Genomic DNA, 20592 nt, shown 5'->3' with positions numbered 1-20592 from the left:
ACCCCCGCATATCCTTGTTTTTGCGGGGGCGGGGGGGCTGGTTGTTTGTTATAACAGACTGTCATAACATGGGCGGCCCGGGGGCGCCCTACCCCCCCCCGGCGGGGGGGGCCGGGGTTCCCCGCCCGCACCTTTTTGTCCGAGCATCGGATTGCCAAAACCGCTTTGGACTTGGGTCAGCTGGAAATAACCGGAGACGATCATGTCGCGCATCGGAATCCACTCATTCGTCTGGTCGGCGAGCTCGGCGCAGGGCGACCTCGAGCGGACGCTGGCCAACACCAGGGAAGCCGGCTTCGACCTGATCGAATTCTCCTATCTCGACCCCGCCAATGTCGACATTGACGGTCTGGCCAAGCGGATCGCCGATCTCGGCCTCGGCGTTGCGATCAGCATTGGACTGCCGGCCGGCGGCGATATTTCGAGCGCCGACAAAACGATTGCCGCGCACGGCATCGAAATCCTGGAACGTACGATCGCGCTGACCCGCGATCTCGGCGGCCAGAAGGTTGCCGGCATCCTCAGCACCAGCCACGGCTTGCAGAGCGAGGCGCCGACGCCTGACCAGTGGAACCGCAGCGCCGGCACGCTGGCCGAGGTGGCGGACACGGCAAAATCAGCCGGCGTCACCCTCAACCTCGAAATCGTCAACCGCTTCGAAAGCAATCTGCTCAACACCGCCGCGCAAGGCATGGCCTTCATCGCGGACAGCGGCTCCGACAATATCTTCCTGCATCTCGACAGCTTCCACATGAACATCGAGGAGGCCGATGTCGGCTTGGCCATTCGCAATGCGGTCGGGAAGATCGGCTATGTCCATATCGGCGAGAGCCATCGCGGTTTCCTCGGCACCGGCAATATCGATTTTGCCGCGATATTCGATGCGCTGACCGCCATCGGCTACAGCGACGACCTCAGCTTCGAATCCTTCTCCTCGGAAATCGTCGACGAGAACCTGTCGCGGAAAACCGCGATCTGGCGCAATCTGTGGACCGACAACATCGAGCTGGCCAAACATGCGCGCCGCTTCATTGCGCTCGGACTGGAGACGGCACGGCGCAAGGCCGAGCTTGTTTCCGCAACGCACCGGCCCTGAGCCCTCGCAGTTCCGAAGTCGATCTGGTTAGGCCAGAGGCGCTATATTAGCCGGCAAAACGCGGCCCAAGTTCCTCGATGCGGCGAATCATCGCCTGGAAATCCTCCAAAATGCGCTGGTGCAGGTGAACCGCCAGTTCCGGGTATTCCTCGAGGATGCGGCGGAACATCTTGCGGCTGAGCCGCAGCACTTCCGAATCGATTTCGGCGGAGGCGCTGGTCAGCCGGTTGGTGTCGGCGATCAGCGCCAGTTCGCTGAGCATGGTGCCGGGGCCGACGGTGCCGATCGGGATGCGCTCGCCGTCGTGCTCGCGGTAGAGGACGATGCGGCCGCTGACCACGATGTAGGCCGAATCAGCCTCGTCGTCCTCGCGGTAAAGCTTGTGGTCGGCTTTCAACATGGTGGTTTCGGCGCCGAAGGCGAGCAGACGCAGCTGTTCCTGCGTAAAGCCCTCGAAGAGCCTCACGGTGGACAGGATGCGGATGTCGTCATCCAGCGCCATCTAGCTATGTCCCCGAACCGTCAGTCCGACTCCTCCCCTACGAGGCCGATCCAAAACCACCTCCAGCCTCAGGACCGTACCCGAAAAGCGCCCCGCCCGGATCGCTTATTTGAATAATGAAATGTTTAAGGAACCAGCTTGTAGCCGCCGCTTTCTGTCACGAGAATTTCCGCGTTGGAAGGATCGCGCTCGATCTTCTGGCGCAGCCGGTAGACGTGAGTTTCGAGCGTATGCGTGGTGACGCCGGAATTGTAGCCCCAGACTTCCTCCAGCAGCACGTCGCGGGTCACCACCTTCTGGTCGGCACGGTAGAGATATTTGATGATCGAGGCTTCCTTTTCGGTCAGCCGCACCTTGGCGCCCCGCGGGTCGATCAGAAGCTTCTGGCTGGGCTTGAACGTGTAGGGGCCGACCGAGAAAGTGGCGTCCTCGCTCTGTTCGTGCTGGCGCAACTGCGCGCGGATGCGGGCCAGCAGCACGGCAAAACGGAACGGCTTCGTCACATAGTCGTTGGCGCCGGCCTCGAGGCCAAGGATGGTGTCGGAATCGGTATCATGGCCGGTCAGCATGATGATCGGCGCCTTGTAGCCGCCCTTGCGCAATATCTTTACCGCCTCGCGGCCATCCATGTCGGGCAGGCCGACATCCATGATGAGCAGGTCGATGAGCCCGCCACGCGCCGTGGCGACGCCTTTGGCGGCGGTCGCTTCCTGCAGGACATCGAATTCCTCATAAAGCGACAATTGCTCGACAAGGGTGCCGCGCAGGTCGTCATCGTCGTCGACGATCAGAATGGTGCGTGAAGTCATGGATCAATCCGTTGTTTTGAAAAGAGATTTCAGTTGACCGCTGCCTGTTTATGCGGAAGCTGACCGGCACAACAGCCGTTCACAGTGATTTGTTCCGTGGCACGATCATACAAGAAAAAACACGATCGCAATGCAGTCGGCGCAATTTTGCCGAAAGGGCTCACCGTGCTCACCGTGCGCGCGCGCCCCGGCCAACCCAGCCAGGGCTTTCTGCAGGCCGGCAAACTGGTGTTTCCATGTGCGCTCGGGCATGGCGGCATCTCGGCCGGCAAGCGCGAGGGCGACGGCGCCACGCCGCTTGCCTCGATGCGGATATTGTCGGGGTATTTTCGCGGCGACCGTTTTGCCGGCGGCCGCCGGACGCGGCTGGCGATGACGCCGATCGGCCGCGACCTCGGCTGGTGCGAAGTGCCCGGGGACCGCAACTACAACCGCCCGGTCAAAATCCCCTATGGCGCCAGCCATGAGCGGATGCTGCGCACCGACGATCTCTATGACGCCTGCCTGGTGCTGGACTGGAACATTGTGCCGCGCCGGCGCGGGCGCGGCAGCGCCATCTTCTTCCACCTGGCGCGCCCCGGCTTCACGCCGACGCAAGGCTGCGTCGCGGTAACCGCCCGCACCATGGCGCGGCTGCTGCCGCTGCTATCAGAGCGGACGGTGGTAAGGGTGGTGAGGTGAGGGAATAGGGGAATAGGGGAGTAGGGCAGTAAGAGTAGAGACAGGGGCGGGCGCGCCGCTTAGCTTTCCTACTCCCCTACTCCCCTACTCCCCTACTCCCCTACTCCCCTACTCCCCTACTCCCCTACTCCTTTGCCACCCTATGTCGAGAAGGCCGAGCCGGCCGAGTTCGCGGTCCATGGCGCGTGCGATGTCCTTGCGTTCGCCGCCGATGTCGCGAAGCTGGCGATCGGAGAGATCCTCGACATTTTCGTAGGGAAGACTGACCGCGATTTTTGCGTGCCGAAGCCAGTCAAGCACGGCGCGCAGCCAGGCCGGGCGGAGGGTTACCGAGCGCAAGGCGATGTCAGACATGGTGCAATCCGCTTCTCCGGACATCAAATCCGGTTTGATGTTTCTTCGATGCTCAGAGCATGGCGGATTGAAATTAAAACGGGAAACGAGTAGTTTTTTCTGCATCTTCAAGTTTTGTTTGAGGATTGGAATGCTCGATCGAACCCTCCTCGCCTGGCACTGATGGCGCGCCTGCTGCCTGGAACCCGTGCGCTGCGGACGCTGGAGGCAGCGGCCCGGCACCTCAATTTCACCCGCGCCGCCGACGAGCTCGGCCTGACGCCGGCAGCGGTCAGCCATCAGATCAAGGAAATCGAGGATCAGCTCGGCATCGTGCTGTTCACACGCACCAGCCGCACGATCCGGCTGACCGAGGCGGGCGCGGTGCTGTTCGAAGCTTCGACCGATGCGCTCGACCTGCTTGGCCGGGCCGTCTCACGGGCGCAGAAGGCGGCGCGCGGATCGGCGCTGCTGAAGGTCACCCTCGATGCGCAATTCGCGACGAAGTGGCTGATGCGGCGCGTCGACGATTTTCGCAAACAGCATCCGGCAATCGAGCTGCGTTTCGACATCAGTTACGAGGTGCGCGACTTCGATCGCGACGACGTCGATCTCGGCATCCGTTTCGGCACCGGCAAATATCCGGGGCTTCGCTCGCACCGGCTGTTCGAAAACGTCATCATCCCCGTCTGCAGCCCGGCCTTGCTGCGGTCAGGGCCGCCGCTCAAGGAGCCGCGCGACCTGTTCCACCATACGCTGGCCCATATCGAGTGGTCGCGCCAGGGCGTCACCTGGCCGAACTGGAGCATGTGGATGGCGGCGGCGGGCGTCGACGATTTCGACGACAGCCGGACCATCGTGTTCGGCAATTCGACGGATGCCGTCCAGGCCGCGCTCGACGGCAACGCGGTCGCGCTCGCCGATTTCGCCATGGTGGCAAACGACCTTTCGGAAGGCAGGCTGATCCGGCCGTTCGAACTCGGCATCAAGGTCGCGCCCGAATTCGCCTATTTCCTGGTCTATCCCGAAAGTGCGGCGAATGATGCGCGCATTGCCGCCTTTCGCGATTGGCTTCTCGACGAAATCGCCAGGACCCCGACCTGACGTTCAGCCCGCCGCCGCGCCGAACCAGCCGATCACCGCGCCGATGAGAAGCAGCACGCCGAGCCAGTGACCAACATCGATCAGCGTCAGATCCCAGCCGAAACCTTCGTAGCGATGGTTGACCGAAAGCGTGGTGGCGACGAACCCCAGCCAGAGAACGAAGCCGAAGATCACCCCGGCAAGCAGGCTCGGCTCGCCGCCGGTCACGGCGCCGATGATCAGCGACATGACCAGCGCCATGACGATCTCCGCGACGAAGGAGACGACGAAGGGCAGCATCGATTTGCTCATCGTCGCCGGATCAAGCTTGGCGGCCTTCAGCCACGGCTTGCTCAAGCCCATGTACCAGGCCGCGCCGAACAACCACGCCACGACGGCGGCGACGATTACCGCCAGCCAATTGATTGCTGAAAAATCCATGGTTCCCTCCGGTCGATTGCGCGATGGAACGCCTGTTCGGCGATGCCGTCAAGCAAGGCGCCAGACGGTGGTGCGCTTGACCTCGGCGTCCTCCAGCGCCCGGGTCACCGCCACTTCATAGACGGCAAGCGGTTCCAGTCCCGCCCTCGGCAGATAGGAACGGCCGGGATCGCCGACGAGGATGTCGCCGCCGCGCGCCTTCAGCGCGACGAACCACGGCATCAGCCTGTCGGCGAAAGTTTTGTCGTAGAAGACGTCGCCGGCCAGCACCACGTCCCAGCCGGCATCGCTGCCGATGCAGTCGCCGATGAGGAATTTTATCTCGGTCCCATTTGCCTCGGCATTGAGGCGGATCGCGGTCGCGCAGAATGGGTCGATATCGGCGGCGATCACCTCGGCAGCTCCGGCCTTCACCGCGGCAATGGCGACAAGGCCGGAGCCGGAGGCGAAGTCGAGCACGCGCTTGCCGCGCACCGCCGCCGGATTGTCGAGGATGTAGCGGGCAAGGCCTTGGCCGCCGGCCCAGGCAAAAGCCCAGAAGGGCGGCGGCAGGCCGATTTCGGTCAGCTCGTCCTCGGTCCGCTGCCACAGTTCGTGCGCCTCGTCGGCCAGGTGCAGGCGGATCTCCGGCACATGCGGCGGCGCCATCAGCGCCGTGTTGTCGAGGATGAATTTCCTGGCGCTGTCCGGCGTCAGCGCCGTCATGGCGCCGGCGTCAGGCCGCCCATGCGGCAAACCTCTTGCCATTCGGCCGGCGTCACCGGCTGCACAGACAGCCGCCCGAGCCGCACCAGCGCCATGTCGGCCAGCTTTGGATTGGCCTTGGCCTGCTCCAGCGTCACCGGCTTCGGCATGGCCTTGAAGGCGCGGATGTCGACGCACTCCCAGCGGGGATCGTCGGTGGTGCTGTCCTGATGGGCCAGAGCGCAGACTTCGGCGATGCCGACGATGTCCAGCCCGTCATTGGAATGGTAGAAGAAGCCGAGATCGCCGATCTGCATCGCCTTCATGTTGTTGCGCGCCGCATAATTGCGCACGCCGTCCCACTGCGTGCCGGCCTTGCCCTTGGCCTTGAGGTCCTCGAAGGAGAAGACCGAAGGTTCGGATTTGAACAGCCAGTAGTTCATCTCAGTTGTCCCGTTGCCGTTGTCGGTTTGTCGCTATCCAGCGTTGGCGCTGCCCCTCACCCTTACCCGCTCCCCGTAAGGACGGGGAGAGGGGTCGCCAGCGCTGGAGCTTCTCCCTTCTCCCCGTTCTTCACGGGGAGAAGGTGCCGGCAGGCGGATGAGGGGCAGCGCGAACGAACGATCATTCACTCACAGGTTTGTTGAAGCTCCAGTTCCATTGCCGGATTTCGACGCTTTCGAACAGCCCTGCCTTGGTATAGGGATCGGCCGCCGACAGGGCTTTTGCCGCCGCCAGATCGGGCGCCTCGACAACGACGAGGCTGCCGTCCGGCTTGCCGTCGGCGTCGAGGAAAGGGCCGGCGAAACCCAGTTTCTTGTCGCCGTTCAGCCCTTCCAGAAAGGCAATGTGCTCGGGCCGCGTGTCGAGCCGCACCTGCAGGCTTCCTGGCTTGTCCTTGCAAATCAACGCAAACAGCATCTTTCCATCTCCGCAATCGTTCGCGATTACATGTCGGTTTCGGTCTTGAGTGGCCTTGTCATCAACGCCGAGACAGCCTGGTCTATGGTTATGGTGCCGTCCAGTATGGCGGCGACGGCGGCGATGATCGGCGCGTCGATCCGGCGCTCGCCGGCGATGCGGGCGGCGATTGCCGCCGTCGGCACGCCTTCGGCCAAAGGCAAGCCGGCAAGCGGCTTGCCTTGCCCCAGCGCCAGCCCATAGGCGAAATTGCGCGACTGCGCGGACGAGCAGGTGAGCAGCAGGTCGCCGAGGCCGGAAAGCCCCATCAGCGTCTCCGGCCTGGCGCCAAAGGCGGCGCCGATGCGGCGCAATTCGACGAAGCCGCGCGTCACCATCGCCGCCTGGGCGCTGGCACCGAGCCCGGCGCCGGTGACGGCACCCGCGGCAATGGCAAAGACGTTCTTCAGCGCGCCGCCGATCTCGACGCCGATCAGATCGTCGCTCGAATAACAGCGCAGATTTTCCGCCGAAAAGCGGGCGGCAAGCTCGGTGGCCAGAGCCTCGTCGCGGGCGGCGACCACGACGGCCGTCGGCAGGCCCCTGGCGACATCGGTGGCAAAGCTTGGGCCGGACAAAGCGGCGACCGGATTTGCCGGCAGTATTTCCTCGGTGATGGACGACAGCAGCGCGCCGGTGTCGCGCTCGATGCCCTTGGCGCAGAGGACCAGCGGGACCCCTTCCGGCATATGGCTGGACGCGGCCGTCAGCATAATCCGCAACGATTGCGCCGGCGCTACCGCCAGAACGCAGTCGGCACCGTCGAGCGCCGCCTCGATGTCGCTCGTCGCCACGATGCCGGGATCAAGCGCAATGCCCGGCAGATAGCGCGGATTTTCGCCACGGTCGACCGCCGCGACGGTCTCCGGGTCGCGCGCATAGAGGCGGACGAAATGACCGGCGCGCAGCGTGGCCAGCGCCAGCGCCGTGCCCCAGGCGCCGCCGCCGAGCACGGCGACGCGCCAGCCGCTTGGCGCCTTGTGCTCGCTGCCGGTCATGCCTTGGCCCCACGCCGGCCCGAGCCGACCATCGGGGCCGAGACGCTGTCCAGCGGCCAGCGCGAGCGCGGCACGAAATCGGCGGCGTTTTCACCTGATATGCCGGCGCGCAAGCGCTCGATGCCGGCCCAGGCGATCATCGCCGCATTGTCGGTGCAGAGGTTGAGCGGCGGCGCGACGAAGCTGAACCCGGCCTGCTCGCACAGGCCCTGCAATGTCGCCTTGATGGTCCGATTGGCGGCGACGCCGCCGGCGACAACCAATGCAGGCTCGGCCTTGTCCGGGAATTGCTGACGGAACCGGGTCAGCGCCCGCGCAACACGGTCGCCCAGCGCATCCGCGACCGCCGCCTGGAACGAGGCGCAGATATCGGCGACATCCTGGTCGCTCAGCGGGGCAATCGCGGTTGCCGCCTGGCGCACCGCGGTCTTGAGGCCGGAGAAGGAAAAATCGGGCTGCACGGAGCCCTTCATCGGGCGCGGAAAGGCGAAACGCGTCGCGTCACCGGTTGCCGCCGCCTTCTCGACATTCGGTCCGCCCGGATAGGGCAGGCCGAGCATCTTGGCCGTCTTGTCGAAGGCTTCGCCAAGCGCGTCGTCGATCGTCGTCGCCCAGCGCTGGTAGTCGCCGACGCCGCGCACGGCGACGATCTGGGTATGGCCGCCGGAGACCAGCAGCAAGAGGTAGGGAAAGTCGAGCCCGTCGGTCAGCCTGGCCGTCAGCGCGTGGCCTTCGAGATGGTTGATGGCGATCAGCGGTTTTTTTGCTGCCGCGGCGATTGCTTTGGCCGTCATCAGGCCGACGATCAGCCCGCCGACAAGACCGGGGCCGGCGGTGGCGGCAATCGCATCGATGTCGGCGAGCTCGACGCCGGAATCGGCCAGCGCTGCCTCGATGATGCCGTCGAGCGCCTCGACATGGGCGCGCGCGGCGATCTCCGGCACGACGCCGCCGAAAGCAGCATGCTCCTCGATCTGGCTGAGCACGATGTTCGACAGGATTTGCGGCGTGCTGCGACCGTCCAGCGCCACCACGCTGGCGGCGGTCTCGTCGCAACTCGTCTCGATGCCCAGAACGCGGATCAATTCGTCGCTGTCCTCGATGATTGTGCAACCGGCCTTTCCCCGATAGGAGAAAGCCCGAAAACCTGCCGGGGGTTATCACGGACGACGCGTCATGCAAACAACCTTGAGAATCGGAACACGCGGCAGCCCGTTGGCGCTGGCGCAGGCGCATGAAACGCAGGCGCGGCTGATGGCGGCGCACGGCATGCCGGCGGAAGCTTTCGAGGTGGTTGTCATCTCGACCACCGGCGACCGCATCCAGGACCGGCCGCTGTCGGAAGCCGGCGGCAAGGGCCTGTTCACCAAGGAGATCGAGGAGGCGCTGCTGGCGCGCCGCATCGACATCGCCGTGCATTCGTCGAAGGACATGCCGACGCTGTTGCCCGAGGGGCTGGAACTGTCCGCGTTCCTGCCGCGCGAGGACGCGCGCGATGCCTTCATCGGCAAGGCGGCGCGAACGATTGCCGGCCTGCCGCAAGGCGCCAGGGTCGGTTCGTCGTCGCTGCGGCGCCAGGCGCTGATCCGGCGGATGCGGCCGGACGTCGAAGTGGTGATGTTTCGCGGCAATGTGCAGACGCGGCTGCGCAAGCTCGACGACGGCATCGCCGACGGCACCATCCTCGCCTATGCCGGGCTGAAGCGGCTCGGGCTCGAAGACGTCGTCACCGACCTGATGCCGCTCGAGGTCTTTCCGCCGGCGCCGGGGCAAGGCGCGATCTGCATCGAAAGCCGCATCGGAGACCGCGACGTGGAACAGATGCTGGCAGCGATCCACGACGGGCCGACCGGCGAGGCGCTGGCCTGCGAGCGCGCCTTCCTGGCGGCGCTCGACGGGTCCTGCCGCACGCCGATCGCCGGACATGCGACGATATCGGGCGGAACGGTTTCCTTTGCCGGGCTGATCATCTCGCCCGATGGCACGCAGTCGCATGAAGTCAGGCTGCAAGGGCCGGCGCAGGAGGCGGCGCGCATTGGCGCGGAAGCCGCGGCGACCGTTCGGGCCAAGGCCGGCGAAACATTCTTCGATGGCTGGACCTGACATGCTCCGCGTCCTGGTGACGAGGCCCGAACCGGGCGCGTCGCGCACGGGGCGCCGGCTTGCGGATGCCGGCTTTCAGCCGATCCTGCTGCCATTGACCGGAACCGTGACGCTGCCGGTCGATGCCGGCGCGCTCGCTGACGCCGCGGCGGTCGCGGTCACCAGCGCCAATGCCGTTCGCCATGCGCCGAAAGAGGTCATCGCGGCGCTCGCCGGCTTGCCGTGCCACGCCGTCGGCAGGAAGACGGCGGAAGCCGCCCGCGCTGCCGCGTTTCTGTCGGTCAGCGAAGGCCCGGGCAATGCCGAGGCGCTGGCCGATGCGCTTGCTGGCGGTTACGCGGGGCAGACGATCGTCTATCTCTGCGGGCGGGTAAGATTTCCCGGCTTCGAGGAAGGGCTGTTGGCGTCGGGCGTTCAGATCCGCGCCGTCGAGACCTACGACACCGTTGTCCTGGATTACTCCGACGAGGCCGTTCTTGCGCGCCTGTCCGCCCGGCCGGTCGAGGCGGTGCTGCTCTATTCGGCCAAGGCGGCAAAAGCGATGCAGGCCCTGGCTAGCCGGCCGGCGCTGCGTAGCCTTTTTCAGGACACGCGCTGTTTCGCGCTGTCGGGACGCATTGCCGCGGCCTTGGGCGATGTCGCTGGCGAAAGGATACGGATTGCGCTCGAGCCCAGCGAAGATGCCTTGCTGGGACTTTTGCAGGCGCCGCGCTGATGGCATTAGCGGCGGCTCTGTGCCGTGCTTGAAGGGCGGCGCCAAACGCAGGCGATTGCCCTCGGGCACATTTTGTTCTTGCTTTGTGCCGGCAGCTATGCTAGTAATTTGGTTATGGTGCCAATTGGCTCCAACGACCCGCCCGCCGAGGCGGGTTTTTTGTGTGCCGAGCATGGGCCTTGGCTTGAAACGCGGATTCGGCCCTGCGGCGTTTTGCCAAAACTGAACTCCAAGCCGTGGCGTCATCACGCCGCCCCTTTTCACCGCTTGGTGATGTGCTAGACCCTTTCAACCATCCCGAAGCGAATTTTGCGGAGCCCGAGCATGGTCAAGACGCCGAAGATGCGGCATTCCAAGAGCCGCCGTGAGCCGGTGACCATCGAGCTTGAGCCTGGCGCCGTCTCGCGAGTCGCCGACGAACAGAATGCCGTGACCTCGCGGACCGACGAGGCGCGGGCCGAGGAAGCGGCGAACGCCTCGCAGCCGGAGCCACCTGAAGAGCCGGTGCATGCGGACCAGACCGATCTCGAGCCATGGGAACATGCCGACGCAGCCGCGCCGGCCGGCACGCAAGAGCCGGCGGACGCCGGCGTCGATTCTGCCAGGGAAGCGGAAACCCCTTATCCCGCCGGTTCGGATGCGCCGGCCGGGCGCTCCGCGGTTTCCGATTACAGTTTCGAAGATGCATCCAGCGGAACCGGGGCCAACGAACCGAGGATCCCAGGTTCCGGTGAGAAGACAGCTGAGACGAGGGACGACCATATGGCAGCGCAGCCGAAGCGAAGCGGCATCAACGGCATCGCCGCCGGTATTATCGGCGGCGTCATCGCCCTCGCCGCGGCCGGCGGGCTGCAATTTGCCGGCCTGCTCGGTGCGCCGGGGTCGGGCGGCGTGTCGCTCGACGCGGTCAATGGTGAGATCGTTTCGCTGAAACGCGAGGTCGCGGACCTCAGACAGGCCGGCGCCAACAATGACGCATCGGCCAAGGTGGACGGGCTGTCGTCGGCGCTGGATCAGGTCAGGGCGGACGTCGCGGCGTTGAAGTCGGCGGTCGAGCAAGGCGGTGCCGGCGACAATGCCGGCCTGGCAGCACTTGGCGACAAGGTAAGGCAGATCGAGACGGCGGTTGCGGCCCTCGGCAAAGCCGGCGGTACGGCGCCGGTCGATCTCGGCCCGCTCAACGAAAGGCTGGCCGCGCTCGATGCGCTGGTGAAATCGGCCGGCGAGACGACAAAGGCGCAGGACAGCCGGCTTGCGGCCCTGGAACGGTCGGTTTCACAGATCTCCGGCAAGGTCGATGCACAGGCTTCGCAGCCGAAGATCGCACTGGCCATTGCCGCTTCGGCGCTCAAGGCAGCGCTCGACCGTGGTGCACCGTTCGCCGCCGAGCTGGAAACCTTTGCCGCGATCTCACCCGATGCACCCGAGATCGCGACGTTGCGCACCTATGCCGAAAAGGGCGTCCCGATGCGCTCCGAGATCGCCGCCGAAGCGGACGCCGCCGCCAACGCGATGGTCGCTGCCGCGACGCCCATCGACCAGAATGCCGGCATCCTGCAGAAGCTGCTGTCCAGCGCCGAATCGCTGGTCAAGGTCAGGCCGATCGGCGCCGTCGAAGGCACCGGCGTTCCGGAAACCGTCGCGCGCATGGAGGTCGCGGTCAACCAGGGCGACTACGCCAAGGCGCTCAGCGAATACGAAACCCTGCCTGAGGCGGCCAAGGCCGCCGGCGCCGACTTTGCCGGCAAGCTGAAAGCGCGGATGGAGGTCGAGACGCTGATCGATTCGCTCATCGCCGGCGCGATGAAGGCGTGAGGAACCCGATGATCCGCATCCTCGCCTTCCTTGCCGTCGTCTTTGCGCTCGGGCTCGGCTTCGCCTGGCTGGCCGACCGGCCGGGCGAAATGCTCGTCACCTTCAACGGCTATCAATATCAGGTCAGCCTGATGGTCGCGGCGGTGGCGGTCGTTGCCGTGGTTGCCGCGGTGATGATCGTCTGGTGGGTGATCAAGGCGCTGTGGAACAGCCCCTATACGATCTCGCGCTATTTCCGCGTGCGTCGCCGCGACCGCGGCTACCAGGCGCTGTCGACCGGGATGATCGCCGCCGGGGCCGGTGACGGCGCGCTCGCCCGCAAGAAGACCAAGGAAGCGGCAAAGCTGATCCGCTCCGATCAGGAGCCACTGATCCAGCTGCTCGACGCGCAGGCCTCGCTGCTCGAAGGCGACCATGAAGGCGCCCGCGAAAAGTTCGAGACCATGCTCGATGATCCCGAAATGCGGCTGCTCGGCCTGCGCGGGCTTTATCTCGAGGCCGAGCGGCTCGGCGACCGCAACGCAGCCCGCCACTATGCCGGCCGTGCCGCGGCGGTGGCGCCGCAACTGGCCTGGGCGGCCGAATCGACGCTGGAAGACCTGACTGGACGCGGCGACTGGGATGGCGCGCTGAAACTGGTCGACGCCCAGAAGTCGACCCGGCAGATCGAGCGTGACGCCGCCAACCGCCGCCGCGCCGTGCTGCTGACCGCCAAGGCGCAGGCGCTGATCGACAGCGATGCCAATGCCGCAAGGGCGGCGGCGCTCGAAGCCAACCGGCTGCGGCCGGATTTTGCACCGGCGGCGGTCGTCGCGGCGAAATTGCTGTTTAGGCAGAACGACGTGCGCAAAGGCTCGAAAATCCTCGAGGCGGGGTGGAAGGCCGAGCCGCATCCGGAGATCGCCGAGCTCTACACCCATGCCAGGCCGGGCGATGCCGTGCTCGACCGGCTGAACCGGGCAAAGAAGCTGCAGGAGCTGAAGAAGAACCATGCCGAGTCCTCGCTTGCCGTGGCGCGCGCCGCGCTGGATGCGCAGGATTTTTCAACCGCCCGCCGGGAGGCGGAAGCCGCGATCCGCATGGATCGCCGCGAAGGCGCCTATCTGCTGCTGGCCGATATCGAGGAGGCCGAGACCGGCGACCAGGGCAAGGTGCGGCAGTTGCTGTCGAAGGCGGTGAGAGCGCCGCGCGACCCGGCCTGGGTTGCCGATGGTGTCGTCTCCGAACGCTGGGCTCCGGTATCGCCGATCACCGGCAGGCTCGATGCATTCGAATGGCGGGCGCCGATGGAGCGGCTCGGGCAGTTGATCGACGGTCATGAGGATACGCCGGAGGCGCCGGTGCCGGCCATCGCGGCTCCAGCCGGGCCGGCACAGGAAAGAGCCGGGACGATCGAGCACACGGCGGAGACACCGGGCACAGCGACCGAGGAGAAGACGGACGACCGTGCCGGCGAGGATCATGTGACACCAATCACCGCGGCGGCGTTTGCCCAAGTGCCGGAAGATGCCGAGGCCGTCGAGCCAGCGCAGGAGCTGACGCGGCTGCCCGACGACCCTGGCGTCGATCCAGACGACGCGGCGGATAAATCGACGCGCCGGTTTCGTTTATTCTGATCAGGGTCGAGTGGACCCGGGCTTATTGGGAATGATTTGATGTTCGAACGCGTTTTGTCGTTTCTAAGGGATCTGCCGTCCGGTGGTGGCGCCAGCCCCAGCGCCGACGATCCGCGCATTGCCGCGTCCGCCCTGCTTTTCCACGTGATGAACGCCGACGGGGTGCGCCAGGATAGCGAATGGGAACGGTTCAAGAAGGTGCTGGCGGAAAGCTACTCGATCAGCGGCGACGAACTCGACGCGTTGGCGGCTGCCGGCGAGCGGGCCGACAATGAGGCGATCGACCTCTACGCCTTCACCAGCGTGCTCAAGCGCCATCTCGACGCCGAGGCGCGAAAGGCCTTCATCGGCCTGATGTGGGAGATCGTCTATGCCGATGGCGAGCTGCACGAGCTCGAGGACAATACCGTGTGGCGGGTCGCCGAGCTGATCGGCGTCGAACGTCGCGACCGTGTCGAGGCGCGCCTCAAGGCGGCCGCCGCGGCTCCTGGTGCTGCCGGAACCTCAAGCGACGAATAGACAGGATCCCGCCTTCCAATGCCGCCCAAGCCAAGTCCGAGACCAAAGATCCTGATCGTGCTGCATCAGGAGCATTCGAGCCCCGGACGGGTCGGCCATATGCTTATCGAGGAAGGCTTCGACCTCGACATCCGCCGACCGCCGCTCGGCGAGGCCTTGCCGCAGACGCTGGATGGCCATGCCGGCGCCGTGGTGTTCGGCGGGCCGATGAGCGCCAATGACGGCGACGAGTTCGTCCGCCGCGAGACCGACTGGCTTAAAATTCCGCTCAACGAGAACCGGCCGCTGCTTGGCATCTGCCTCGGCGCGCAAATGCTGGTCAAGCATCTTGGCGGCAGGGTCGAGGGCCACGGCGAGGGCCTCGTCGAAATCGGCTGGTATCCGCTTAAGGCGACCGAAGCGGGCAGCAGGCTGATACATTGGCCGGAGATGGTCTATCAATTCCATCGCGAGGGCTTTTCGCTGCCGAAGGACGCGACGCTTTTGGCGACGGCCGAAACCTATCCCAACCAGGCCTTCCGCTATGGCGACAATGCCTGGGGCATCCAGTTCCATGGCGAATTGACCCGGGCGATGATGCAGCGCTGGGTGGTGCGCGGCGCGCACCGCTTCGAACTGCCCGGCGCGCAGCCCGGCCGCGACCATCTCGGCGGCCGGCTGATCTGGGACATGCACCTCAAGCGCTGGCTCGGCGAGTTCCTGCCGATGATTTTCGGCAAGCCGGCGCTGCGGTAATCAGTTTCGCCCCCTGAGATGACGCACCTTGCGCAGCTGCGGGAACAGCACCGCCCATAGGCCGGCAACGGCGATCGCCCCGACACCCCCGACCACCACGGCCGGAACCGTGCCGATCAACGCCGCCATGGTACCGGCGCGGAATTCGCCGAGCTCATTGGAAGCGCCGACAAACACCTGGTTGACAGCGTTGACGCGGCCGCGAACGTCGTCCGGCGTCCACAGCTGGATCAGCGTCTCGCGGATATAGACGCTGAACATGTCGGTGGCGCCGAGCAGCGCAAGGGCCGCAATCGACAGCCAGGTGATGGTCGAGAGGCCGAACAGAACCGTGAATGCGCCGAACAGCGCGACGAAGGCGAGCATGACAAGGCCGGCATGGTTGCGGATCGGGTGTCCGGCCAGCCAGATGGCGACGCAGATGGCGCCGACGCCGGGCGCCGAGCGCAACAGGCCGAGCCCCCATGGGCCGAGTTCGAGGATATCGCGCGCGTAGACCGGCAGCAGCGCCGAGGCGCCGGACAGGAGCACCGCAAACAGATCGAGCGAAATCGCGCCGAGCACGATCTTTTCGCTCCAGATATAGCCGAAGCCGGCGAACAGGGTCTGTACCGTCGGCCTGTCGGTCCGGCTGCGCTGGGCAGGCTTCGGGATGGTGAAGATCAGCACGGCGGCAACCAGCATCAGCACGGCGGCGGTGGTGTAGGCGGCTTCGGCTGAAAGCCCGTAGAGCAGGCCGCCGGCGACCGGCCCGACGATGGTTGCCGTCTGCCAGGCGGACGAGTTCCAGGCGATGGCGTTGGCGAAATCCTCGGGCGGCACCAGATTGGCGAACAGTGATGAGGAGGCCGGCCCGAAGAAGGCGCGCGCGATGCCGAACATGGCGAGCACGATGAAGACCGGCATCGGCCCGGAGAGGCCGCGTAGCGTCAGCAGCAGCAGGGCCAAGGCGCAGCCCGCCTCGACCAGCACCGCCGCCGCCATGATCAGCCGGCGCCCGAAACGATCGGCAACGTCGCCGGTGACCAGCACTAGCAGCAGCGAAGGCAGGAACTGGACGATGCCGACAAGGCCGAGGTCGAACGGGTCGCGGGTGAGATCGTAGATCTGCCAGCCGACGGCGACCGACACGATCTGGGTGGAGAATGTCGAGAGGAAGCGCGCCGCCCAGTAGCTCAGGAACGGCCGGTGGCGAAAGGCGGCATAGCGCTGGTCGGATGGTACTTGGGATTCTGTGGTCATGGAATAAGGCCCCGTGGCGGCTATGTCGGCCGGCGGGGCACTTCCACGATGGGCGCTGGTCCGGCCAAAAAAGCCTTTAGCGCAGTTCGGCGCAGGGCGCGCGCAAAAATCCGGCGTGGCTCCAGCTTTTTTCAGGCTGCCATACCAATTGCAGGCGGCAACCACGCTCGGCGGAGATGGAGAGGGTTATTTGGCGCGCAGGTCGAGTTCCTTCGCGCCCCCCTCTGTCCTGCCGGACATCTCCCCCTCAAGGGGGGAGATTGGACGTCGCGACGTCCTTCGCCAGTCTCCGGCTTCGAAGGCAATTTGTACGTTCAAAGATTTGTACGTTTAAAGCGTAGCGCCATCGGCGAGGCAGCTGATCTCCCCCCTTGAGGGGGAGATGTCCGGCAGGACAGAGGGGGGCGCTGTCCCGCCAATCTTCGAGGCTTGCGTTTGCAGGGCTTCGAACGATGCTTTAGGCCGTCGCCTTGGCCTTCCTGCCCCTGCCCTTGACGGGCGCGGGCGGGGGGGCTTTGCGGCCGAGACCGATCGCCTTGGCCAGCTGCGAACGCGAGGCCGCGTAGTTGGGGGCGACCATCGGGTAGTCCGACGGCAGGCCCCATTTGGCGCGATAGGCGTCGGGCGTCAGCCCGAAATGAACGCCGATATGGCGCTTCAAGGATTTGAACTTCTTGCCGTCCTCGAGACAGATGATGTAGTCCGGCGTCACCGATTTCTTGGGATTGACGGCAGGCGTCAGCGGCGCGGCGACCGGCACAGCCGGTTGCCCGAGGCCGCCTATGGAAGCGCTGACGCTGGCGATGAGATCGCCGAGGCCGGAAGCCGGCAAGCGGTTCTTCTCGACATAGGCGGACACGATATGGGCGGTCAGCTCGAGCAGGTCGATATTTTTGCGAGCGTTGTTGTTGTCGTCGGTCAATCTATCTCTCCGTCCATGGGGGTCGCAGAAATTCCTAGTCGGCAAATCTGCGCAATGCAATGACGCCGCACCACGTCACACATTATTTTGAATAATAATACTAACGGCAGCGCGGGATTAACAACCCTGAGCCGGTGCTCGATAATATCAGACAATCAGCAATATCAAATAATCAGGGATTTGTCGCGCCATAGTCGAAATCCGCCCTCGAAGGCGCGTGTGTTGTCGCCGCGTCTGCAATCGGCGGGCAAGTCGGTGAGTTCGTCGACATTGCCGCCGCCGATGACCACGTAGTCCGGCTGCATGGCGGCGCGAAGCCGGTCGACCACGTCGAAGACGTGTTTGCGCCATTTCTTCTTGCCGCGCTTTTGCAGGCCGCGTTCGCCGACATAGTCTTCGAAACTGCCGCGCTTCTTGTAGGGAAGATAGGCAAGCTCCATCGGCTGGGCAACGTTATCGACGATCATCGCGGCCCCAAGGCCGGTGCCGAGGCCAAGGAACAGCATGCGGCCGCCCTCATAACTGCCGATGGCCTGCATGAGCGCATCGTTAACGACCTTGACCGGTTTGCCGAACTCGGCGGCGAAATCGCAGCCGACCCAGCCCTTGCCGAGATTGGCGGGTTCGGTCAGTGGGCGGTTGTGGTGCACCGGGCCCGGATAGCCCATCGAGACGACATCGTAGTGCAGCCCTTCGGCGAGCGTCTTCACCGCCGCGACCATCTGCTGCGGCGTAAGCTCCGGTCCGGAAGCGGTCTTGCGCTCGTCGCCGCCGGCACTGGTGCGGATCTTGACGTGCGAGCCGCCGATATCGATCGCAAGCACGATCTTTTCTTCCTCCGATGCCGGGTGCCTCACCGCCTTGGCCATCGCCTTCGCCTCCCAGAAATCATTTCGCCGGATTGATCCAGCCGTTCGGCGGCCCGAATCCAGCCATGGCTTCGGCCGGCCCCCATGTCTTTGGCGCGTAGACAGGGGGCGGCGTGGTGTCGCCGAGCACCGGGCCGACGATGCGCCAGGCGAGCTCGCTGGCGTCCTGGCGGGTGAACAGCTGGCCGTTGCCGTTCATGGCGTCGCCGATCAACCGTTCGTAAGGCGGCATGTCGCCCTTCGAATCGTCCAGCGCGGTGAGCTCGACCTGCTCACCGACCATGTCATCGCCGGGCGCCTTGCGCCGGGCTCCGATCGAGATCGCCACCTGAGGATCGATGCGGAAGCGCACGTGATTGCAGTCGCCGGGCTTGATCGGATCGAAGACGTCGAGCGGCGGCCGCTTCAGTTGCACGATGACCTCGGTGGCGTGCACCGGCAGGGATTTGCCGGCGCGAATGAAGAACGGCACATCCTGCCAGCGCCAGGTATCGACGAAAAAGCGCACCGCCGCGAAGGTCTCGACCGGCGAGTTCGGCGCCACGCCCGGCTCGCTGAGATAGCCGTCGAACTGGCCGCGCACCACATCGTCCCTGGTCAGCGTCCGGATCGCCCGCAGGACCTGCACCTTCTCGTCGATGAGATCGTCGGCCGAGCGGCCGACCGGCGGTTCCATGGCGAGCAGCAAGAGGATATTGAGCAGATGGTTTTCGATGACGTCGCGAATGCAGCCGACCTCGTCATAGAAGCGGCCGCGGCCCTCGACGCCGAAATCCTCGGCCATGGTGATCTGCACGCTCTCGACGTAATTGCGGTTCCAGATCGGCTCGAGGAAGGAATTGGCGAAACGGAAATAGAGCAGATTCTGGATCGCCTCCTTGCCGAGATAATGGTCGATGCGGAAGATCGACTTTTCGTCGAAAACCAGATGCAGCACCCGGTTAAGCCAGCGCGCCGATTGCAGATCGTGGCCGAACGGCTTTTCCACCATCAGGCGCGCGCCCTGGGCGGCGCCCGACTGCTCCAGCCCCTGGACGACCACCTCGAACATCGCCGGCGGCACCGCCAGATAGTGCAGCGGCCGCTCAGCGCCGCCGAGCGCGGTCTTCAGCTTCTCGAAGGTCGCAGGCGCCCGATAGTCGCCACTGACATAGCGCAGCAGCAATGCAAGCCTGGCAAAGATCTTGTCGTCGATGCTGCCCAAGGCGTTGACGATGCCGTCGCGGGCGCGCGCCTGCAGCTTGGCCAGGTCCCACGGATCGAAGGCGACGCCGATCACCGGCTCGTTCAGCGTCCCTTTGGCCACCATGGCGTAAAGGGCGGGGAAGATCTTCTTGTGGGCGAGATCGCCGGTGGCGCCGAAAAGCACCAGCGTGTCCGATCGTTCCTGGCTCATGGGCGTGCCTCCCTGTCGCCCGTCACGAGCCGGCCTTGGGTTTTTCGACATGGCCGCCAAAGGCATAGCGCATGGCGGACAGAAGCTTGTCGGCGAATTCGGATTCGCCTTGCGAGGAGAACCTGTCGAACAGCGCCGAGGACAGCACCGGCGCCGGCACGCCGGTGTCGATCGCCGCCTTCAGCGTCCAGCGGCCTTCGCCGGAATCCGAGACCCGCCCGCCGAACTGCGTCAACGACGAATCGGCCTTCAGTACGCCGGCCGTCAGGTCGAGCAGCCACGAGCCGATGACGCTGCCGTGCCGCCAGACCTCGGCCACTTCAGCGATGTCGATGTCGAACTGGTAATATTGCGGGTTTTCCAGCGGGCTGGTTTCGGCATCGGCGGTGCGCTGCCGTTTGCCGGCATTCGCCGACTTCAGGATGTTCATGCCTTCGGCATAGGCGGCCATAACGCCATATTCGATACCGTTATGGACCATCTTGACGAAATGGCCGGCGCCGCTTGGTCCGCAGTGAAGATAGCCGAAGGGCGAGGTTCCGGCATCCTTGGCAGGAGCGGGCGAAGCGGCGTCGGCGCCCGGCGCCAGCGTTGCGAAGACCGGATCGAGATGCTGGACCGCGCTGTCGGGGCCGCCGATCATCAGGCAGTAGCCGCGCTCGAGGCCCCAGACGCCGCCGCTGGTGCCGACATCGACATAGCTCAAGCCTTTCAAGGCGAGGCGCGCGGCGTGGTCGACGGCCTCGTGGTAATAGGAATTGCCGCCGTCTATGATGATGTCGCCCGGCTCCATCAGGGCAGCCACCTGGTCGACGATCTTGCCGGTGATCGCCGCAGGCAGCATCAGCCAGGCGCTGCGCGGCTTCGCCAGCTTGCCGACGAACTCCTCCATCGACGCCGCTCCGACCGCGCCGGCGCTCACAAGCGCGGCGACGCTCGCCGGGTTAATATCGTAGACGACGCATTCGTGGCCATCACGCAGCAGGCGCCGAACCATGTTGGCGCCCATCCGGCCCAGTCCCATCATTCCTATCTGCATGGTCTCGTCCTGCCTTACTTGAGGGATCGATGAT

At 65.2% G+C, this 20592-nt stretch carries 23 protein-coding genes; 9 read left to right on the top strand and 14 right to left on the bottom strand.

Going from position 1 to position 20592, the window contains the following annotated elements; translation table 11 throughout:
- Nucleotides 1-202: 202 nt before the first annotated feature.
- On the top strand, nt 203-1096 hold the full coding sequence (locus tag NKH93_RS29310; RefSeq protein WP_352920488.1) for a sugar phosphate isomerase/epimerase family protein: 894 nt from the start codon (nt 203-205) through the stop codon (nt 1094-1096).
- Between the two features lie 46 nt (nt 1097-1142).
- Here NKH93_RS29310 and NKH93_RS29305 read toward each other — a convergent pair whose 3' ends face one another.
- Nucleotides 1143-1598: a Crp/Fnr family transcriptional regulator gene (locus tag NKH93_RS29305; protein WP_352470773.1), complete on the bottom strand. Its 456-nt coding sequence runs from the start codon at nt 1596-1598 to the stop codon at nt 1143-1145.
- A gap of 125 nt (nt 1599-1723) precedes the next feature.
- Nucleotides 1724-2407 carry a response regulator transcription factor gene (locus tag NKH93_RS29300; RefSeq protein ID WP_023680479.1) on the bottom strand — a complete coding sequence of 228 codons (684 nt, stop codon included), beginning with the start codon at nt 2405-2407 and terminating at the stop codon, nt 1724-1726.
- A gap of 144 nt (nt 2408-2551) precedes the next feature.
- On the opposite strand from NKH93_RS29300, the gene NKH93_RS29295 reads away from it, so the two are divergent.
- Nucleotides 2552-3088 (top strand): L,D-transpeptidase family protein, encoded by a 537-nt coding sequence (locus tag NKH93_RS29295; protein WP_245274862.1) that lies wholly within the window; start codon nt 2552-2554, stop codon nt 3086-3088.
- 108 nt (nt 3089-3196) lie between these two features.
- Here NKH93_RS29295 and NKH93_RS29290 read toward each other — a convergent pair whose 3' ends face one another.
- On the bottom strand, nt 3197-3442 hold the full coding sequence (locus tag NKH93_RS29290; protein ID WP_352920491.1) for a hypothetical protein: 246 nt from the start codon (nt 3440-3442) through the stop codon (nt 3197-3199).
- A gap of 162 nt (nt 3443-3604) precedes the next feature.
- Between NKH93_RS29290 and gcvA the strand changes: the two genes are divergently transcribed.
- A complete protein-coding gene (gcvA, locus tag NKH93_RS29285) occupies nt 3605-4525 on the top strand; it encodes a transcriptional regulator GcvA (RefSeq protein ID WP_352920493.1) in 921 nt (306 codons plus the stop codon).
- A 3-nt stretch (nt 4526-4528) separates the two neighbouring features.
- On the opposite strand, the gene NKH93_RS29280 is transcribed toward gcvA, so the two are convergent.
- The 6 genes from NKH93_RS29280 to tsaD all read right to left on the bottom strand — a co-directional run bounded on the left by NKH93_RS29280 (nt 4529) and on the right by tsaD (nt 8669).
- On the bottom strand, nt 4529-4945 hold the full coding sequence (locus tag NKH93_RS29280; RefSeq protein WP_352920496.1) for a DUF1761 domain-containing protein: 417 nt from the start codon (nt 4943-4945) through the stop codon (nt 4529-4531).
- 48 nt (nt 4946-4993) lie between these two features.
- A complete protein-coding gene (locus NKH93_RS29275) occupies nt 4994-5692 on the bottom strand; it encodes a class I SAM-dependent methyltransferase (protein WP_502896515.1) in 699 nt (232 codons plus the stop codon).
- Nucleotides 5647-6072: an EVE domain-containing protein gene (locus NKH93_RS29270; protein ID WP_023680473.1), complete on the bottom strand. Its 426-nt coding sequence runs from the start codon at nt 6070-6072 to the stop codon at nt 5647-5649. Before NKH93_RS29270 ends, NKH93_RS29275 begins: the two co-directional genes overlap by 46 nt.
- Before the next feature lie 181 nt (nt 6073-6253).
- A complete protein-coding gene (locus NKH93_RS29265) occupies nt 6254-6550 on the bottom strand; it encodes a YciI-like protein (RefSeq protein WP_352470768.1) in 297 nt (98 codons plus the stop codon).
- A gap of 26 nt (nt 6551-6576) precedes the next feature.
- Nucleotides 6577-7587 (bottom strand): NAD(P)H-dependent glycerol-3-phosphate dehydrogenase, encoded by a 1011-nt coding sequence (locus NKH93_RS29260; RefSeq protein ID WP_352920499.1) that lies wholly within the window; start codon nt 7585-7587, stop codon nt 6577-6579.
- On the bottom strand, nt 7584-8669 hold the full coding sequence (tsaD, locus tag NKH93_RS29255) for a tRNA (adenosine(37)-N6)-threonylcarbamoyltransferase complex transferase subunit TsaD (RefSeq protein ID WP_352540951.1): 1086 nt from the start codon (nt 8667-8669) through the stop codon (nt 7584-7586). Before tsaD ends, NKH93_RS29260 begins: the two co-directional genes overlap by 4 nt.
- Nucleotides 8670-8763: 94 nt before the next feature.
- On the opposite strand from tsaD, the gene hemC reads away from it, so the two are divergent.
- The 6 genes from hemC (at nt 8764) to NKH93_RS29225 (ending at nt 15090) form a co-directional block, all read left to right on the top strand.
- Nucleotides 8764-9690 carry a hydroxymethylbilane synthase gene (gene hemC, locus NKH93_RS29250; RefSeq protein ID WP_352817356.1) on the top strand — a complete coding sequence of 309 codons (927 nt, stop codon included), beginning with the start codon at nt 8764-8766 and terminating at the stop codon, nt 9688-9690.
- 1 nt (nt 9691) lies between these two features.
- Nucleotides 9692-10405 (top strand): uroporphyrinogen-III synthase, encoded by a 714-nt coding sequence (locus NKH93_RS29245; RefSeq protein ID WP_352974286.1) that lies wholly within the window; start codon nt 9692-9694, stop codon nt 10403-10405.
- A gap of 324 nt (nt 10406-10729) precedes the next feature.
- A complete protein-coding gene (locus NKH93_RS29240) occupies nt 10730-12220 on the top strand; it encodes a COG4223 family protein (RefSeq protein ID WP_352920505.1) in 1491 nt (496 codons plus the stop codon).
- Between the two features lie 8 nt (nt 12221-12228).
- Nucleotides 12229-13836, top strand: coding sequence for a heme biosynthesis protein HemY (locus NKH93_RS29235; protein ID WP_352920507.1), 1608 nt, complete (start codon nt 12229-12231; stop codon nt 13834-13836).
- A gap of 39 nt (nt 13837-13875) precedes the next feature.
- On the top strand, nt 13876-14355 hold the full coding sequence (locus NKH93_RS29230) for a tellurite resistance TerB family protein (RefSeq protein ID WP_352470762.1): 480 nt from the start codon (nt 13876-13878) through the stop codon (nt 14353-14355).
- A gap of 18 nt (nt 14356-14373) precedes the next feature.
- The gene (locus NKH93_RS29225) at nt 14374-15090 is read left to right on the top strand and encodes a glutamine amidotransferase (protein ID WP_352920510.1); all 717 of its coding nucleotides are present in this window, start codon (nt 14374-14376) and stop codon (nt 15088-15090) included.
- Here the strand turns inward: NKH93_RS29225 and NKH93_RS29220 are convergent, their stop codons facing one another.
- From NKH93_RS29220 to gnd, 5 genes are all read right to left on the bottom strand, one after another.
- Nucleotides 15091-16332 (bottom strand): MFS transporter, encoded by a 1242-nt coding sequence (locus NKH93_RS29220; protein ID WP_352920513.1) that lies wholly within the window; start codon nt 16330-16332, stop codon nt 15091-15093.
- Nucleotides 16333-16789: 457 nt separating this feature from the next.
- Nucleotides 16790-17254 carry a Ros/MucR family transcriptional regulator gene (locus tag NKH93_RS29215; protein WP_352481010.1) on the bottom strand — a complete coding sequence of 155 codons (465 nt, stop codon included), beginning with the start codon at nt 17252-17254 and terminating at the stop codon, nt 16790-16792.
- A gap of 164 nt (nt 17255-17418) precedes the next feature.
- A complete protein-coding gene (locus NKH93_RS29210; RefSeq protein WP_352920516.1) occupies nt 17419-18123 on the bottom strand; it encodes an ROK family protein in 705 nt (234 codons plus the stop codon).
- A 19-nt stretch (nt 18124-18142) separates the two neighbouring features.
- Nucleotides 18143-19519, bottom strand: coding sequence for a glucose-6-phosphate dehydrogenase (gene zwf / locus NKH93_RS29205; protein WP_352920518.1), 1377 nt, complete (start codon nt 19517-19519; stop codon nt 18143-18145).
- A 22-nt stretch (nt 19520-19541) separates the two neighbouring features.
- Complete coding sequence (gene gnd / locus NKH93_RS29200) at nt 19542-20558, bottom strand: phosphogluconate dehydrogenase (NAD(+)-dependent, decarboxylating) (protein WP_352817372.1); 1017 nt, start codon at nt 20556-20558, stop codon at nt 19542-19544.
- Nucleotides 20559-20592 lie beyond the last annotated feature (34 nt).

The organism is Mesorhizobium sp. M0954, assembly GCF_040319155.1.
In the GTDB taxonomy this organism is placed as follows: domain Bacteria; phylum Pseudomonadota; class Alphaproteobacteria; order Rhizobiales; family Rhizobiaceae; genus Mesorhizobium.
Note: the sequence above shows the minus strand (reverse complement) of the source record. Positions and strands in the feature narration are given on the sequence as shown.

What these genes read in the sequence shown, in the direction of transcription:
- NKH93_RS29310 (WP_352920488.1), top strand. Translation starts at nt 203, where the DNA reads ATGTCGCGCATCGGAATCCACTCATTCGTCTGGTCGGCGAGCTCGGCG.
- NKH93_RS29240 (WP_352920505.1), top strand. Translation starts at nt 10,730, where the DNA reads ATGGTCAAGACGCCGAAGATGCGGCATTCCAAGAGCCGCCGTGAGCCG.
- NKH93_RS29260 (WP_352920499.1), bottom strand. Translation starts at nt 7,587, where the DNA reads ATGACCGGCAGCGAGCACAAGGCGCCAAGCGGCTGGCGCGTCGCCGTG.
- hemC (WP_352817356.1), top strand. Translation starts at nt 8,764, where the DNA reads ATGCAAACAACCTTGAGAATCGGAACACGCGGCAGCCCGTTGGCGCTG.
- NKH93_RS29235 (WP_352920507.1), top strand. Translation starts at nt 12,229, where the DNA reads ATGATCCGCATCCTCGCCTTCCTTGCCGTCGTCTTTGCGCTCGGGCTC.
- NKH93_RS29280 (WP_352920496.1), bottom strand. Translation starts at nt 4,945, where the DNA reads ATGGATTTTTCAGCAATCAATTGGCTGGCGGTAATCGTCGCCGCCGTC.
- NKH93_RS29220 (WP_352920513.1), bottom strand. Translation starts at nt 16,332, where the DNA reads ATGACCACAGAATCCCAAGTACCATCCGACCAGCGCTATGCCGCCTTT.
- NKH93_RS29210 (WP_352920516.1), bottom strand. Translation starts at nt 18,123, where the DNA reads ATGGCCAAGGCGGTGAGGCACCCGGCATCGGAGGAAGAAAAGATCGTG.
- zwf (WP_352920518.1), bottom strand. Translation starts at nt 19,519, where the DNA reads ATGAGCCAGGAACGATCGGACACGCTGGTGCTTTTCGGCGCCACCGGC.
- gcvA (WP_352920493.1), top strand. Translation starts at nt 3,605, where the DNA reads ATGGCGCGCCTGCTGCCTGGAACCCGTGCGCTGCGGACGCTGGAGGCA.
- NKH93_RS29225 (WP_352920510.1), top strand. Translation starts at nt 14,374, where the DNA reads ATGCCGCCCAAGCCAAGTCCGAGACCAAAGATCCTGATCGTGCTGCAT.
- NKH93_RS29270 (WP_023680473.1), bottom strand. Translation starts at nt 6,072, where the DNA reads ATGAACTACTGGCTGTTCAAATCCGAACCTTCGGTCTTCTCCTTCGAG.
- NKH93_RS29305 (WP_352470773.1), bottom strand. Translation starts at nt 1,598, where the DNA reads ATGGCGCTGGATGACGACATCCGCATCCTGTCCACCGTGAGGCTCTTC.
- NKH93_RS29230 (WP_352470762.1), top strand. Translation starts at nt 13,876, where the DNA reads ATGTTCGAACGCGTTTTGTCGTTTCTAAGGGATCTGCCGTCCGGTGGT.
- NKH93_RS29275 (WP_502896515.1), bottom strand. Translation starts at nt 5,692, where the DNA reads ATGGCAAGAGGTTTGCCGCATGGGCGGCCTGACGCCGGCGCCATGACG.
- gnd (WP_352817372.1), bottom strand. Translation starts at nt 20,558, where the DNA reads ATGCAGATAGGAATGATGGGACTGGGCCGGATGGGCGCCAACATGGTT.
- NKH93_RS29290 (WP_352920491.1), bottom strand. Translation starts at nt 3,442, where the DNA reads ATGTCTGACATCGCCTTGCGCTCGGTAACCCTCCGCCCGGCCTGGCTG.
- NKH93_RS29300 (WP_023680479.1), bottom strand. Translation starts at nt 2,407, where the DNA reads ATGACTTCACGCACCATTCTGATCGTCGACGACGATGACGACCTGCGC.
- NKH93_RS29265 (WP_352470768.1), bottom strand. Translation starts at nt 6,550, where the DNA reads ATGCTGTTTGCGTTGATTTGCAAGGACAAGCCAGGAAGCCTGCAGGTG.
- NKH93_RS29245 (WP_352974286.1), top strand. Translation starts at nt 9,692, where the DNA reads ATGCTCCGCGTCCTGGTGACGAGGCCCGAACCGGGCGCGTCGCGCACG.